The organism is Prauserella muralis, assembly GCF_003202285.1.
GTDB classification, from domain to species: Bacteria; Actinomycetota; Actinomycetes; order Mycobacteriales; family Pseudonocardiaceae; genus Prauserella_B; species Prauserella_B muralis.
On the sequence record NZ_MASW01000007.1, the window covers coordinates 1 to 14,380 of the forward strand.

The 14,380-nt window shown below is 70.7% G+C and carries 14 protein-coding genes; 7 read left to right on the forward strand and 7 right to left on the reverse strand.

Going from position 1 to position 14,380, the window contains the following annotated elements:
• A partial coding sequence (locus tag BAY60_RS29545) for a class I adenylate-forming enzyme family protein (RefSeq protein WP_146771105.1) occupies positions 1-870 on the reverse strand: 870 nt, incomplete at its 3' end.
• Between the two features lie 117 nt (positions 871-987).
• On the opposite strand from BAY60_RS29545, the gene BAY60_RS29550 reads away from it, so the two are divergent.
• The 5 genes from BAY60_RS29550 (at position 988) to BAY60_RS29570 (ending at position 7,492) form a co-directional block, all read left to right on the forward strand.
• Positions 988-1,590 carry a PadR family transcriptional regulator gene (locus BAY60_RS29550; protein ID WP_112284698.1) on the forward strand — a complete coding sequence of 201 codons (603 nt, stop codon included), beginning with the start codon at positions 988-990 and terminating at the stop codon, positions 1,588-1,590.
• Between the two features lie 184 nt (positions 1,591-1,774).
• The gene (locus BAY60_RS29555) at positions 1,775-3,196 is read left to right on the forward strand and encodes a sodium:solute symporter family protein (RefSeq protein ID WP_112284699.1); all 1,422 of its coding nucleotides are present in this window, start codon (positions 1,775-1,777) and stop codon (positions 3,194-3,196) included.
• The gene (locus tag BAY60_RS29560) at positions 3,193-4,836 is read left to right on the forward strand and encodes a thiamine pyrophosphate-dependent enzyme (protein WP_112284700.1); all 1,644 of its coding nucleotides are present in this window, start codon (positions 3,193-3,195) and stop codon (positions 4,834-4,836) included. The genes BAY60_RS29555 and BAY60_RS29560 overlap by 4 nt, the downstream gene beginning before the upstream one ends.
• Positions 4,833-6,104: an alpha-hydroxy acid oxidase gene (locus BAY60_RS29565; RefSeq protein WP_112284701.1), complete on the forward strand. Its 1,272-nt coding sequence runs from the start codon at positions 4,833-4,835 to the stop codon at positions 6,102-6,104. The genes BAY60_RS29560 and BAY60_RS29565 overlap by 4 nt, the downstream gene beginning before the upstream one ends.
• Positions 6,101-7,492, forward strand: coding sequence for a UbiD family decarboxylase (locus tag BAY60_RS29570; protein ID WP_112284702.1), 1,392 nt, complete (start codon positions 6,101-6,103; stop codon positions 7,490-7,492). The genes BAY60_RS29565 and BAY60_RS29570 overlap by 4 nt, the downstream gene beginning before the upstream one ends.
• 18 nt (positions 7,493-7,510) lie before the next feature.
• Here the strand turns inward: BAY60_RS29570 and BAY60_RS29575 are convergent, their stop codons facing one another.
• Positions 7,511-8,044 carry a M15 family metallopeptidase gene (locus tag BAY60_RS29575; protein ID WP_112284703.1) on the reverse strand — a complete coding sequence of 178 codons (534 nt, stop codon included), beginning with the start codon at positions 8,042-8,044 and terminating at the stop codon, positions 7,511-7,513.
• A gap of 86 nt (positions 8,045-8,130) precedes the next feature.
• On the opposite strand from BAY60_RS29575, the gene BAY60_RS29580 reads away from it, so the two are divergent.
• Entirely contained in the window at positions 8,131-8,826 is a 696-nt protein-coding gene (locus BAY60_RS29580) for a response regulator transcription factor (RefSeq protein WP_112284704.1), read from the forward strand.
• Positions 8,819-9,940, forward strand: a complete 1,122-nt coding sequence (locus tag BAY60_RS29585; protein WP_112284705.1) for a sensor histidine kinase — start codon at positions 8,819-8,821, stop codon at positions 9,938-9,940. Before BAY60_RS29580 ends, BAY60_RS29585 begins: the two co-directional genes overlap by 8 nt.
• Before the next feature lie 3 nt (positions 9,941-9,943).
• Here the strand turns inward: BAY60_RS29585 and BAY60_RS29590 are convergent, their stop codons facing one another.
• From BAY60_RS29590 to BAY60_RS29610, 5 genes are all read right to left on the reverse strand, one after another.
• Complete coding sequence (locus tag BAY60_RS29590; protein WP_112284706.1) at positions 9,944-11,053, reverse strand: UDP-N-acetylglucosamine--N-acetylmuramyl-(pentapeptide) pyrophosphoryl-undecaprenol N-acetylglucosamine transferase; 1,110 nt, start codon at positions 11,051-11,053, stop codon at positions 9,944-9,946.
• Positions 11,054-11,108: 55 nt separating this feature from the next.
• Positions 11,109-11,717 carry a D-Ala-D-Ala dipeptidase VanX gene (vanX, locus tag BAY60_RS29595; RefSeq protein ID WP_112284707.1) on the reverse strand — a complete coding sequence of 203 codons (609 nt, stop codon included), beginning with the start codon at positions 11,715-11,717 and terminating at the stop codon, positions 11,109-11,111.
• Positions 11,714-12,754: a D-alanine--(R)-lactate ligase VanA-Sc gene (gene vanA-Sc, locus BAY60_RS29600; RefSeq protein ID WP_112284708.1), complete on the reverse strand. Its 1,041-nt coding sequence runs from the start codon at positions 12,752-12,754 to the stop codon at positions 11,714-11,716. The genes vanX and vanA-Sc overlap by 4 nt, the downstream gene beginning before the upstream one ends.
• A complete protein-coding gene (gene vanH, locus BAY60_RS29605; protein WP_112284709.1) occupies positions 12,747-13,787 on the reverse strand; it encodes a D-lactate dehydrogenase VanH in 1,041 nt (346 codons plus the stop codon). The genes vanA-Sc and vanH overlap by 8 nt, the downstream gene beginning before the upstream one ends.
• Positions 13,788-13,852: 65 nt before the next feature.
• Positions 13,853-14,353 carry an Lrp/AsnC family transcriptional regulator gene (locus BAY60_RS29610; RefSeq protein WP_112284710.1) on the reverse strand — a complete coding sequence of 167 codons (501 nt, stop codon included), beginning with the start codon at positions 14,351-14,353 and terminating at the stop codon, positions 13,853-13,855.
• Positions 14,354-14,380 lie beyond the last annotated feature (27 nt).

A 14,380-nucleotide genomic window follows, 5' to 3' on the forward strand; every position in this document is an offset into this window, starting at 1 on the left:
CAGCGTCTCGGTGAGCCGCTCGGCCAGCGCGGTGGTCATCGCCGCACCGGCGTAGGCCAGCTTGTCCACCGATCGCGCTTCCCCGAGACGTCCTGTGTGCAGCAGGGACCAGTAGCTGGTGGGCACGAGATAGAGGCTGTTCACGCGCTCGCGCACGATCAGCTCCAGTGCCTTGTCGGCGTCGAATCGAGTCTGCGGCACCCAGGTCCCTGCCGTGAGCACGGTCGCCAGCAGGGTGCGCATGCCCATCGTGTGGAAGAGTGGCATCACGCCGAGCGTCGTGTCGAAGCAGGACTGTCCGGTCTGGATGATGTGCGCGAGCGCCGCGTAGTGCTCCGCGGAGTGGCTGCGCGGGACCCCCTTGGGCTTTCCGGTGGTTCCCGACGTGTACAGCATGACGCTCGTCGCGTCGCCGGATACCGCGACCGGGGAAGGCCCGGGGCCGCCCTGTGCGGCCAGGTTCTCGACCGTGCCCGGCGTTTCCGCCGGCCCCGACACGGCCCTGCGCACGCCGGGCACGTTGCCCACGGCGGCGGACACGAGCGTCTCGTGAGCCTCGTCATGAATCGCGAGCACCGGGCCGGCGTCGCCGAGACAGTACGCCAGCTCGTCCGGTCCGAACCGGAACGACAGCGGAACCGAGACGGCGCCGATCTTCTGGGCGGCCAGGTGCAGGCTGGCCAGCGGCAGGCCGCCCGCGAGCACGAGCACCACGCGGTCGCCGGATCGCACTCCCAGCTCGCCGAGCGCCCGGCCGAGCCGGTCGGTGTGCTCATCCCATTCGGCGTAGGTGAGCGGATGACTTCCACCCACGGCGCGACGTGCCGGATAACGCTCGGCCGTCCAGCGCAGCGCTGTGCCCAGATCCATGACTGCCCTGCTCTTTCGTTGCGACAGTGCGGAGACGCGGAGAAGCCGCTCGAGGTAAATGGTGCGATCAATATCGTCTGTTTCAGACTATCCGGAACGTACGATAACCTTCAGGGCATGTCAAGCGTGCGGCTGTCCACGACGTCCTACGTCGTTCTCGGCATGATCGCGCTCCGCGGCCCCTCGACGCCCTACGACCTGAAGCGAGCCGTCGGCCGATCCGTCGGCTTCTTCTGGAGCTTCCCGCACGCACAGCTGTACTCCGAGCCGAAACGGCTGGAGGAGGCTGGCCTGCTCGACCTGCACGAGGAGCAGCACGGACGCAGGCGCAAGCTGTACACGATCACCGAGGCCGGGCAGACCGCGTTGCGCGCGTGGCTGAAGGAACCCGTCAACGCGCACTTCGAGCTGCGCGACATCGCGGAGATCAAGCTGTTCTTCAACGAGCTCGTCGAACCCGCCGACGTCGCCAAGCTCGCGGTGGACCAGATCCACCAGCACGAGCAGCGCATCGCGGTGTACGAGGACATGCGGCGCCGGTACAGCGACATCGACGCGGTGTCCAACCGGATGGTCACCCTCGAACTGGGGCTGGGAATGGAGCGGGCCGCGCTGGACTTCTGGCGCGGTGTCGCCGCCCAGGTCGAACGCGGCGAGTTTCCCGACTCCCGTGCCCGCGACCACAAGCGCCGGAAAACCTCCCGGCGAAGGTCCACATAGGCAACCGCTATCGATGCCATCACGTATTGCGCATTGCCGCGGGCCACGCCAGTCGTGAGGGTTTAACCGGGTTGCGCTCGACCCCTGCGGGACATCCGCAGCCGAGGCCCTGCGGGGCAGCCGCACCCGAGCTTGCCGGAACACTCACCAGGAGTGTTGCAACGACGCGACACCGGAGGCAGCAATGCAGTCAGCCTGGCTGGTCCTGCTCGTCGTGGGGCTCTACATCGCCATACTCGCGGCGATCAGCTTCGTCGTCCGACGATCGTCGCGGACGTCGAGTTCGTTCGCCAGCGGCGGCAAGGTGTTTCCCGCCGTCGTGATCGGCTTCCTCATGGGGTCGGAGTTCATCGGGACCACCGCCAGTGTCGGCACGGCACAGGCGGCCTACGAGTCCGGCATCTCGGCGGCGTGGAACGTCGTCTCGCTCGGCGTGGGGTTCATCCTGTTCTCCCTGCTGCTCGCCCGCAAGTACCGGGCGCTGGGCGAGATCACGATCTCCGGCGCACTCGCGAGCCACTACGGAAGCCGCGTTCGCATCGCGACGTCGTTGGTGATGATCTGCGCCCTGCTCATCGTCGCCGTCTCCGTCTACGCCAGCGGCGGCGCCATCCTGGCCAGGCTGCTCGAGATCGACAAGTCCCTCGCCATCGCGCTCGTGGGCGTCCTCGCGACCGCCTACGTCAGCGTGGGAGGCATGCGCTCGGTCGTCTACACGAACCTGCTGCACGCCGTCGTCATGCTGGTCGGCATCGTGGTGCTCGTGGTCGTCGCCATGAACCGCGTCGGCGGCCTCGGTGAACTGACCGCGAAGCTGCCGCCCGGCATGTTCTCCCTGGACGGCGTCGGGCTCTCCCAGATCTTCGCGTGGATGCTCGCCGGTGTGGGGGCGACGTTCGCCACCCAGTACATCGTGCAGGCCATCACCACGGTCGGCGACAGCACCAAGGCCCAGCGCGCGGGCTTCTACTCGTCGCTGTTCCTCATCGCCTACGGGTTCCTGGCGGCGTTCATCGGCGTGTGCGCGGCGGTGCTGTTCCCGCGCATCGAGAGCATCCAGGCGATGCCCGCGCTGGTCGTGGACCTGAACCCGCTGCTCGCCGGTGTCGTCGTGGCCGGGCTCGCCGGCGCGATGTTCGGCACCATCGCGGCGCTGTCGATCGGCGCGTCGACCCTGCTGTTCAAGGACTTCTACCAGCCGTTCTTCAACCCGCAGGCGGACGAGCGCAAGAACGTGGTGTTCATCCGGGTCGCCGCGGGTGTGGCCGGGCTGCTGCCGATCGTGCTCGCACTCTACGCCACCGACGTGCTCGCCGTGACGTTCCTGGCCAAGGCGCTGCGTGCGGCGCTGGCCGTGCTCGTGCTGCTGATGTTCTACGCGCCCAGGTTCGGCACCCGCGCAGGTGCACTGTGGACGATCGTCATCGCGCTGGTCGCCACCATCGGCTGGTACCTGGCGGGCAGCCCGTTCGGCATCGACGAGGCCTACGTCGCGGTGGCCGTGCCGCTCGTGGTGATGACGCTCAGTCAGCTGGCCAAGCGCAAGGGCTCCGGAACCGCGTCAGCCCCGGCAGCGGCGGAGAAGTCGGCACCGGTGGTCCGATGAGCGCCACCGTGGCGACGCAGCTGGTCGCGAGCCTCGCCCAGCACGGCGTGCGCCGGGTGTTCGGCGTCCCGTCGGAGAGCTTCACCACGCTGCTCGACGCGCTGTACACCGCCGAGGACCCGGAGTTCGTCGCCGCACGGCACGAGGGTGGCGCCGCGTTCATGGCCGAGGCGCACGCCACCGCCTCCGACCGCGTCGGCGTCGTGCTCGGGGGGCGCGCGGTCGGCGCGGCGAACCTGTCCATCGGCGTGCACACCGCGCGCGAGAACTCGACACCGCTGCTGGTGCTCGTCGGCCAGCTCGACTCGCGCCACCGCGGCCGCGAGGGCTTCCAGGAGACCGACGTGGCGGCCTTCCTCGGCCCGGTCGCCAAGCACGCCGTGGAGGAGAGCGATCCACGCCGCGTACCCGCCGCCGTCGACCGGGCGCTGACGCTGGCCCGCACAGGAAGGCCCGGCCCGGTCGTCTTGTCCCTACCGGAGGACGTCCTCGACCACAGCACCTCCGCGCCGCCCGCCGCGCCCCGCACGCTGACCCGCCCCGCGCCCTCACCCGAGGACGTGACGGCACTGCGGCGACTGCTGCTGGGCTCCCAGCGCCCTGTCGTCATCGCGGGAGCGGGCGTCAAGCACAGCAGGGCCGAGGACGAGCTCGTGACGTTCGCCGAGGCCTGGGAGGTGCCCGTGCTCGCTGCCTGGCGGCGGCACGACGTCTTCCCCAACGAGCATCCGCGCTATGCGGGACACCTGCAGATGGGCACCCATCCTGCCCTCGTCGAGACGGTGCGCGAGGCCGACCTCGTCGTGGCGCTCGGTGCACGGCTCAACGAGATCACCACCCAGGGCTACACCGCGCCGGCCGAGGCGCAGCGCATCGTCCAGGTCGACATCGAGCCGGGTCAGCTCGGCAAGACCTATCCGGTGGAGCTGGGCGTGCACGCCGACGCGGGCTGCACACTACGCGCCGTCGGCAAGCCCGGGGAGTGGCGCGACCCCGGCTGGGCCGAGCAACGGCACGCCACCTATCGGCGAGTGACCACCGTGGAACCCGCAGAACACGCCGACCGCGTGGACAACCGGCAGATCATCCGCGCGCTCCGGGCTGAGCTGCCCGCCGACGCGGTGATCACCAACGACGCGGGCAACTTCGCGGGCTGGCTGCACACGTTCTTCCGGTTTCCGCGGGCCCGCACGTACGTCGGCGCGGCCTCCGGCGCGATGGGCTACGCGCTTCCCGCCGCGATCGGGGCCAAGCTCGCCCTGCCGGACCGGACCGTGGTGTCGGTGTCGGGCGACGGCGGGTTCCTGATGACGGTCCAGGAACTGGAAACCGCCGTACGGCTCGGCGCACCGATCGTGTCCCTGGTGTTCAACAACAACATGTACGGCTCGATCCGGATGCACCAGGAGCGCCGGTATCCGGGCCGGGTGATCGGCTCCGGCCTCGGCAACCCCGATCTCGTGGAGCTGGCGCACGCTTTCGGGGCCTTCGGCGCGCGGGTCCGTGCCGACGCGGAGTTCCCCGCCGTTCTGCGCACCGCACTGGCGGCCTGCCGGCCGGCCGTGATCGAGATCGTCACCGACCCGGCGCAGATCTCGGTGTGGGCGACCATCGACCAGCTACGCGAAGGAACGGCATGAGCGACGGCACTCCACACGCGCTCACGGTGCGGCTGCGACGGCGGCGCGGCGCGGCCTGGGGCCCTGGCAGCGGGGTGGGTGCGCAGGCCGCACTGCACCGGCGGCTGCCGACGATGGCCGACGTGGAACGGGCGGCGCGCAGGCGGCTACCCCGGTTCGCCTACGACTTCGTCGCGGGCGGCACCGGCGACGATCTCGGGGTGCGCCGCAACCGCGCCGCGCTGGACGGCGTGGAGCTCGTGCCCCGCTACGGCGACCTGCCGCCGGTCGACAGCTCCGTCACCCTCTTCGGCCGCAAGTACGCGCACCCGTTCGGGATCTCCCCCGCCGGCTTGGACGGCCTCGCCTGGCCGGACGCGACCAGGCTGCTCGCCGGCACCGCCGCCGGGGCCGGGCTCCCCTACATCACGGGCACGCTCGCCTCCGCCTCCGTCGAGGAGGTCGCGCGGCGCTGTCCGGGCCGTACCTGGTTTCAGCTGTACGGGTTCCCCGCCGAGCGCCACCGGGTGACCTTCGACCTCGTGCGTCGCGCGGCCGATGCCGGTGCCGAGGCGCTCGTGGTGGCGGTCGACGCACCGGTGCGGTCCAAGCGGCCGCGTGACCTGCGGCACGGCCTGGTCGTGCCCTTCCGGCCCAGCCTGCCGATGGCGCTGCAGGTCGCGACCTCCCCTGCCTGGTCGCTCGCGGCGCTGCGCTGCCGGATGCCGGTGTTCGCCAACGTCGGCCGCTACGTCGGACCCTCGGCGACTCTGGACGAGGTCGCCGGGTTCGTACAGGGCGAGATGCGAGGCGGGTTCACCTGGGCCGAGATCGCCGACCTGCGCCAGGCGTGGCCACGCGCCCTCGTCGTGAAGGGTCTGCTGCATCCCGCCGACGCGGAACGTGCGGTCGAGGCCGGAGCGGACGGCGTCCTCGTGTCCAATCACGGCGGGCGGCAGTCCGATGCGGCACCGCCCGCCGTCGACGTGCTGCCCGCGATCGCCAGGGCCGTCGGCACCGACGCCACGGTGTTGTTCGACAGCGGTGTTCGCTCCGGGCTGGACATCGCGCGGGTCATGGCGCTGGGCGCCGATGCGGCCTTCTGCGGACGCGCCTTCCTGCTCGGTCTGGCCGCCGCAGGCAGCAGAGGCGGCGCGCACGTCGCCGCGTTGCTCGCCGGCGAGCTGCGCACGGCGCTCGGGCAATGTGGCGCGGCAGATCCGGAGGGGTTGCGCGAGCTCGACATCCGGCACGAAGGGGCCTGGGAACTGTGGAAAGGAACCCGATGACGGCGACGGAACTCCCACCCGGCGCGGACCTGCGCACCTGGCTGGACCACCTGGCAGCCACCGGGCGGCTCGCCCTGACCGACCAGGGCATCGACCTGCGGTTCGGTGTCGCCGGAGTGGCGAACCGGCTCGACGGGCGGCAGGCCACGCTCTTTCCCCGGCCGAGCGGGCACCCCGTTCCGATCGTGTCCGGCCTGCTGTCCCAGCGCACCTGGATGGCCGAGGCCGCGGGGGTCGCCGAGCAGGAGCTGGTGGCGCACTTCCAGCAGGCCTGCCGGGAACCGCTGCCGTCGAAGCCGGTCGGCACGGCGCCCTGCCAGGAGGTGGTCCACCGGGACTTCGCGCTCACCGAGCTGCTGCCGCTGCCCACCCACAACGAACACGACCACGGTGCCTACATCACGGCGGGACTGCTGATCACGCGTGAGCACGGCAGCGGACGGCAGAACGTGTCGATTCACCGGCTGCAGGTGAGCGGCCCCGACCGCCTCGGCGCCCTGCTGCTGCCCCGCCACACGCTCGCGTTCTTCCGTGATCGGGAACGCGCCGGTGCCGATCTCGACGTGGCGATCGTGGTCGGCGCCGACCCGCTGACGCTCATGGCTTCCCAGGCGATCGTGCCGCTGGGCCAGGACGAACTGGAGATCGCCGGCGCGCTGCGCGGCGAGCCACTGCCCGTCGTGCGCTGTCTCGACAGCGACATCCACGTGCCCGCCAACGCCGAGATCGTGCTCGAAGGCACGCTGCTCGCCGGGGTCCGGGAGCCGGAGGGTCCGTTCGGCGAGTTCCCGCAGTACTACGGCGCGCGTGCCGAGCGGCACGTCATCCAGCTCAGCACGGTGACGCACCGGCGGGATCCGCTGTATCACACGATCGTGGGCGGCGGCCGCGAACACCTGCTGCTGGGCTGCCTGCCCCGCGAGGCCTCGTTCCTGTCCGAGCTGCGCAGGAACTTCCCCTGCGTCACGGCCGTGCACCTCTCGCTCGGCGGCACCTGCCGGTACCACCTGTACGTCCAGGTGGACCGCCCCGCGCCCGGAGAGGCGAAGAATGTCATCCTGGCCGCCCTGGCGGTGCACTACGACGTGAAGCACGTCACGGCCGTGGACACCGACGTGGACGTCGACAACGCGGTCGAGGTCGAATGGGCCGTGGCGACGCGGTTCCAGGCCGACCGGGACCTCGTCGTCGTGCCCGGCACGCAGGGCTCCAAACTCGATCCCTCCACCGACGGCGGCGTCGGAGCGAAGCTGGGGTTCGACGCGACGGTCCCGCCTGGAACGGAGCCCATGCGGTTCACCAGGATCGGCGTGCCGGGCCAGGACCAGCTGGACATCGGCTCACTGACGCGGGACGCCGGCGCCGACTGGCACGCCGCGATCCGGTAGGACCCGAAACCAGCCGGCTCACCGCCGCGTCCTCGGATCGTGCGAGGGGTCGGCGTACTGGGGAGGGCAACCGCACTCGGGCGCCTCGGGACGGAGTTCGTAGTGCCAGGGCTCGTTGCGGTAGATCTGGCAGAGCCCGTACCCCGCGCCGTGTTCGGACAGCCACGCCCTGGCGGCGAATCCGACGTCGACCGCTGTACCTGCCACGTGGGCGGAGGTGTCGGCGGTGGCCACCCACCGTGCGGCCTCCTCGGCCGAGCCGTACTTCGCGATCGCCTCCCGCAGCAGCTGGTTCTGGTACTCCGGGGATCGCCATCCGCCGTTGACGGAGAACTCGACCCCGTCGTCGGCGGCATCGATCGCGGCTCGGCGCAAGGCGTCGAGCAGGTCGGGATCGAGGTTCGCCACGGCCGGGAGCTCGTCGTCGAAGACCGTCGTGGAAGCGGGGACGGCGCCGTGTGCGGTGCCGAGGCCGCGCCGGACGGCACGTGAGGGGGGCGCCTGCACCGGCGCGTCGCGGACCGTGGTTCGTACTCGTTCGCTGTCGGGCATGCCGCCAGTCAAGGCAGCGTGGTGTTGCCGGCACGTATCCGGTTTTCGATATGCAGGCGATATGCGCTGGCTCGTAGCATCGGCGCATGCGTGTGTTGATCGTCGAGGACGAGCCCTACCTGGCCGAGGCGATCCGCGACGGGCTGCGCCTGGAGGCGATCGCGGCCGACATCGCGGGTGACGGCGACACCGCGCTGGAGCTGTTGAGCGTCAACACCTACGACATCGCGGTCCTCGACCGCGACATTCCCGGGCCCTCCGGCGACGAGATCGCCAAGGGCATCGTCGATTCCGGCAGCGGTATGCCGATCCTGATGCTCACGGCCGCCGACCGGCTCGACGACAAGGCGTCCGGGTTCGGTCTGGGGGCCGACGACTACCTCACCAAGCCGTTCGAACTCCAGGAGCTCGTGCTCCGGCTCCGGGCCCTCGACCGCAGGCGCGCGCACAGCAGGCCACCCGTGCGGGAGATCGCGGGCCTGCGGCTGGACCCGTTCCGCCGTGAGGTCTACCGCGACGGCCGCTACATCGGGCTCACCCGGAAGCAGTTCGCCGTGCTCGAGGTTCTCGTCGCCGCCGAGGGCGGTGTCATCAGCGCCGAAGAACTGCTGGAACGAGCCTGGGACGCGAACGCCGACCCGTTCACCAACGCCGTGCGCATCACCGTCTCCGCCCTGCGCAAGCGGCTCGGCGAGCCGTGGCTGATCGCCACGGTGCCCGGCGTCGGCTACCGCATCGACACGGGAGTGGACTCCGGGGGCGAGGGTAAGAGTCGTGAATAGAGCCCCTGGGCTGAGCGTTCGCCTCAAGCTCACCCTCAGCTACGCCGGGTTCCTCATGGTCGCCGGTGCGTTGCTGCTCGCGGCCGTGTGGCTGTTCCTGCTGCGCTACGTGCCCGAGGTGATCCACCTGCCGACCGCGGCGGACCGCCCGGGCCGGGTCCCTGGAGTGTTCGTCCCCAACCGTTCCGACCTGGAACGTGCGTTCGTCCCGAAGGCCGCCGCGGCGCTGGCGTTCCTGCTCGTGTTCGGCCTCGTGGGCGGGTGGCTGCTCGCCGGGCGGATGCTCGCGCCGCTGACCCGCATCACCCAGGCGACCCGCCTGGCCGCGAACGGCTCGCTCTCCCACCGGATCCAGCTGGAAGGCAGCGACGACGAGTTTCGGGAACTCGCCGACGCCTTCGACGCCATGCTCGCGCGGCTGGAAGCACACGTCGCCGAACAGCAGAGGTTCGCGGCCAACGCCTCCCACGAACTGCGCACCCCGCTGGCGATCACGCAGACCCTGCTCGAGGTGGCCCGCAGCGATCGTCACCGCGACACCGGCGAGCTTGTCGAGCGCCTGCACTTCGTCAACACCCGGGCGATCGAGCTCACCGAAGCACTGCTGCTGCTCAGCCGCGCCGACCAGCGGTCCTTCACCCGCGAGCACGTCGATCTGTCCCTGGTCGCGGAGGAGGCCGCCGAAACCCTGCTCCCCCTCGCCGAGAAGCGCGGCATCACCATCGAGACCTCCGGCGAGGTCACCCCTGCCCTCGGCTCCCCTGCCCTGCTGCTGCAGATGACCACGAACCTCCTGCACAACGCGATCGTCCACAATCGGCGGGAGCACGGCACCGTGTGGCTGACGACGAGCCGCCACCCCCAGAGTGTGGCGCTCACCGTCGAGAACACCGGCGACACGCTCACCTCGCAGGCGGTGTCCACGCTCGCCGAGCCGTTCCAGCGCGGCACCGCACGCATCCGCGCCGACCACACCGGTGTCGGCCTCGGTCTGGCGATCGTGAAGAGCATCGTCCACGCACATGACGGCACCCTGACCCTCACGCCCCGGCCCGCAGGCGGGCTCAGCGTCACGGTGCGCCTTCCCGCCGCGCCGCCACCCGCGGACCGCTGACGGTCAGCCGGCGTGCCCGCGTCGCTCGGCGACCACGGCGAGCACGTGCCGGGCAAGGACGACATCGGCATCGCGTGCGCCGGCCGCCGCCGCGCGCGCCGACATCGCGGCGATCCGCTCCGGGTCGGACAGCAGCGGGACCAGGGCGGCCTCGATCCAGGCCGGGTCGAGGTCGGCGTCGTCGACGAGCAGTGCCCCGCCTGCCGCGACGACCGGTTCGGCGTTCAGCCGCTGCTCGCCGCCGCGCAGCGGCAGCGGCACGTAGACGGCGGGCAGGCCGGCAGCGGCCAGTTCGGCGCACGTCATCGCCCCCGAGCGGCAGAGCACCAGGTCGGCGGCGGCGTAGGCGTAGTGCATCTCCTCGACGTAGGGGACGACGACGTAGGGCGAGTCGGCCGGGTCGCCGTCGGGCACGCCGACGACGCGCCGCGGCCCGGTGATGTGCAACACCTGCACCCCGGCCGCCCGCAACGCCGGGGCCGCGCCGGAGACCGCGGCGTTGATCGCCCGTGCGCCCTGCGAACCGCCGGTGACCAGCAGCACCGGCCCGTCCGGTCGCAGACCGAACCGCTCGCGGGCGGTGCCGCGCAGCGCCGACCGGTCGAGCCCGGTGATCGCCGGCCGCAGCGGGATGCCGATGGCGGTGGCGTGGGCCGGCCGGACGCCCGGCGCGGCGGTGAACACGTGCGTCGTCATCCGGGCTCCCAGGCGGTTGGCCACCCCGGGGCGGGCGTTGGCCTCATGCACGACGATCGGCAGGCCCCGCCTGCGCGCGGCGAGATAGGCGGGCACGGCCACGTAGCCGCCGAAGCCGACCACGACCTCGGCCCGCACGCGGTCGAGCACCGCCCCCGCCGCCAGCACCGAGTCCCGCAACCTGCCCGGCGTCCGCAGCAGGGCCCGGGTGGGGTGGCGCGGCAGTGGCACCGGCGGGACGAGTTCGAGCGGGTAGCCGCGCGCCGGGATGAGCACGGTGTCCAGGCCGCAGACGGTGCCGAGTGCGGTGATCTCGGCCGAGGGCTCCAGCCTGCGCAGCGCGTCGGCACAGTTCATCGCGGGCTCGATGTGGCCGGCCGAATGGCCGCCCGCGACGACGACACGCGGTGCCGTCACGCCCGGCGGCCGAGCCGGCCTGCCCTGCCTGCGCGCTGGTGCCGCGTGGGGGCGCTCAGGTGATGGGAAAGTCAAAGTAGGTGTCCGGAAAGGGTTCGTCTTCCAGGGTGTAGTGCCACCACTCGGTGTCGTATCGCCGGAAGCCGCAGGACTCCATGATGGAGCGGAGGTGCTGCCGGTTTCTCGCTTCGACGTGCGTGATTCCCGTCGCGCCATGGTGGGAGATCGGGTCCATCAGGTCATGGTCGCCACCCATGGGAGCGAGCTCCCGGGTGTCCAGGTGGTACAGCGTCAGGTCGACGGTGCTGCCCCGGCTGTGGCCGGACCGGGCGGCGACGTATCCCTGCTCGAACATCTCGGTGCGGTCGATGTTCGGGTAGTGCCGCTGCTTGGTCCGGCCGTCCTCCGGCTGTTGGGACCAGCGCAGGAAGCAGTCCACGGCCCGCTGCGGACGGTACCCGTCCCACAGCAGCAGACCGAAGCCACGGTGTTCGGCCTCGTCTCGCGCCCCCTTCAGTGCCGCACACAACGCCGTCGTGCCGACGATGCGGTTCGCCAGGTATCCGTCCACCGGCCTTCCGGTGAAGTTGTCCCAGGTGGCGTACTTGGCGTCCCAGCGTATTCCCGGGACGAACTCGTCGACGAAGACGAAGTCGTCGTTCATCGGAGTTTCCCGGTCAGGGTCAGCGCCACAAGCCGGTCGAGCACCTCGCCCAGGGAGAGCCCGGCGGCCGCCATCATCCTCGGATAGCGGCTGTAGGAGGTCATGCCAGGCAGGGTGTTCACCTCGTTGAGCACGACGCTGCCGTCCTCCTTCAGGAACATGTCCACCCGGGACAGTCCCCGGCAGCCCAGTGCGCGATAGACACGTTTCGCCGTCTCCTGGACGAGCGCGCGGGACTCGGCCGGGATGTCGGCGGGCACGATGGGCGTCGCGTTCTCGGAGCCGCTTTCGGGCTCGCTCTCCTGATGGATCCTGAAGAACCCGTGCGAGAGCGCGATGCGGTCCACCTCACCCACGATGAGTTCCAGCTCGTTTCCGAGGATGGCGCAGCCGACCTCGCTGCCGGCCACGGCCTGCTCGATCAGCACCTTCTCGTCGTACTGCCGTGCCACCTCCACCGCGCTCGGCAGCTCGTTCCTGGCGGTGACCTTGCTGACACCGAACGAGGACCCCGAGCGGGCCGGCTTGACGAAGACGGGGTAGGTGAGCCGGCCGGGATCGATGGTCTCGTTCGCCGCGACGGACCAGAACTCCGGTGTGGCGATTCCCGCGCTCCTGGCGACGGTGTAGGCGAGTGACTTGTCCATGCACAGGGCGGAACTCTGGACGTCGCAGCCCGCGTAGGGAATGCCCGAGAGCTCCAGCAAGCCCTGCATCGCGCCGTCCTCGCCCTGCTTGCCATGCAGCACGGGCAGGATCAGGTCCAGGCCGACCGTTTCGTATCGTCCGTGCTCGAGAACGAGCAATCCGCGGACGCCCCGGTCCGGCGACAGCACGGCCGGGCGGCACCGGCCGTCCTCCCAGTTCTCGCCGGGGCCGTCACACAGCTTCCAGGCACCGTCCTTCGTGATCCCGACGTAGAACGGCTCATACCGTTCGGTGTCGAGGTGCCGGGCGATTTCCCGTGCGGACTTGACCGAGACGGGGTGCTCCTCGGAAGCGCCCCCGAACAGGATTCCGATTCTCAACCTATCCACGCTGGCTCCCGCTTTCGAATTTCAGGCAGTTGGCGATGGAGTTCTCGACGGTGTCGCGCAGGGCGTGCTCCGTGTAGTAGGCGGTGTGCGGGCTGACGAGCACGTTCGGCAGCTCCTGCAGCCGCAGCAGCGTCGTGCTGTGGGGTGCCTGGTTTCGGCAGTCGGCGTAGAAGATTCCTTCCTCACCCTCGAGGACGTCCAGCGCCGCACCGGCCAATCTGCCGCTTTCCAGGGCCGAGACAAGCGCCTCGGTGTCGAGCAGGGCACCGCGTCCGGTGTTGACGACGACGGCGCCGTGCTTCAGCTGCTCGATGCGCCTGCGATCGAGCAGGTGGTGCGTGTCCGCGGTGAGCGGCGTGTGGAGCGTGACGATGTCGCTCTGCCGCACCAGTTCGTCGAGCGCGACGTAGTCGGCCGCGACACCGGGCCTGCTGTCGTGGGCCAGTACCCGGCAGCCGAACCCCCGCAGCCGGTCCAGGACGGCGGCGCCGATGCGGCCCGTGCCGACGACCCCGACGGTCAGGTCGCGCAACTCTCGCCCGCGCACCTCCGGCAGCCGGTAGTCATGAACGTCGGCGCGGCGGATGACGGATTTCGCGTTCCGCACCGCCATCAGCATCAGCATCAGCGTGTAGTCGGCCACGCTGTCCGGCGAGTAGGCGACGTTCTCGACGGAGATGCCGACGCTCTCGGCGTAGCGCACGTCGACATGGTTGTATCCGATGCTGCGCGTGGAGACGTACCTGACGCCCGCTCTTTCCAGGGCGCGCAGCGTCGCGTTCGTGATCCGGGTCTTGTGACCAACGCTGATGCATCGGTTCCCGCGTGCCAGTTCGACGGTGGCTTCGGACACGGGCTGCTCGGTGATGGTCGGCAGGACGCCGAAGCGAGGCGCCAGCTCCCGGAACAGGGCGGCCTCGTCCTGCTCGCAGCCATAGACGGTGATGCCGAGCGCGGGGACGGCGGTGGAGGGCGCGGACGCCAGCGACCGGGCGCGAAGAGCGGCCGCTCGTGCTGGTTCGCTGTGGGTCATGGCCCCCAGTCAAGACAGCATGGTGTTGCCGGCACGTATCCGGTTTTCGATATGTCGACGATATGTTACTCGCTGGTAGCGTCGGCCTCGCCGGGCTCGGCCTCCTGACGCAGCAGCGGAGTGATGCGGTAGTCGACGAGCTGGCGCATGACCAGCGCGGTGTTGGTGCGTTCGACACCGGGGATGGCGAGGATGCGGCCCGCGACGCGGTACAGGTCGTCGGCGTCGCGGGCCACCACGTGGATCATCAGGTCGACCGGGCCGGAGATGCCGTGCACCTCCAGCACCTCGGGCACCGTGGCGAGGGCGGCGGCGACCTCGTCGAGCCGGCGCTGCGTCACCGCGGCGGTGATGAACGCGGTCAGCGGGTAGCCAAGGACGGCCGGAGGAACCCGCCGCTCGAAGGAGGCGAGAGTGTCCCGTTCCATCCGCGCGAGCCGCGCCTGGGCCGTGTTGCGGGAGATCCCGACGCGGTCGGCCAGGGCCAGGGTGGTCGCGCGGGGGTGTTCCGTCAGTTCCAGCAGGATCCGGGCATCCGTCGGGTCCACGGTGCCGCCATGCGTCATTGTGCTCACCCTTCCGCCGCGGCGACG

What these genes read in the sequence shown, in the direction of transcription:
- BAY60_RS29550 (WP_112284698.1), top strand. Translation starts at nt 988, where the DNA reads ATGTCAAGCGTGCGGCTGTCCACGACGTCCTACGTCGTTCTCGGCATG.
- BAY60_RS29555 (WP_112284699.1), top strand. Translation starts at nt 1,775, where the DNA reads ATGCAGTCAGCCTGGCTGGTCCTGCTCGTCGTGGGGCTCTACATCGCC.
- BAY60_RS29560 (WP_112284700.1), top strand. Translation starts at nt 3,193, where the DNA reads ATGAGCGCCACCGTGGCGACGCAGCTGGTCGCGAGCCTCGCCCAGCAC.
- BAY60_RS29565 (WP_112284701.1), top strand. Translation starts at nt 4,833, where the DNA reads ATGAGCGACGGCACTCCACACGCGCTCACGGTGCGGCTGCGACGGCGG.
- BAY60_RS29570 (WP_112284702.1), top strand. Translation starts at nt 6,101, where the DNA reads ATGACGGCGACGGAACTCCCACCCGGCGCGGACCTGCGCACCTGGCTG.
- BAY60_RS29575 (WP_112284703.1), bottom strand. Translation starts at nt 8,044, where the DNA reads ATGCCCGACAGCGAACGAGTACGAACCACGGTCCGCGACGCGCCGGTG.
- BAY60_RS29580 (WP_112284704.1), top strand. Translation starts at nt 8,131, where the DNA reads ATGCGTGTGTTGATCGTCGAGGACGAGCCCTACCTGGCCGAGGCGATC.
- vanX (WP_112284707.1), bottom strand. Translation starts at nt 11,717, where the DNA reads ATGAACGACGACTTCGTCTTCGTCGACGAGTTCGTCCCGGGAATACGC.
- vanH (WP_112284709.1), bottom strand. Translation starts at nt 13,787, where the DNA reads ATGACCCACAGCGAACCAGCACGAGCGGCCGCTCTTCGCGCCCGGTCG.
- BAY60_RS29610 (WP_112284710.1), bottom strand. Translation starts at nt 14,353, where the DNA reads ATGACGCATGGCGGCACCGTGGACCCGACGGATGCCCGGATCCTGCTG.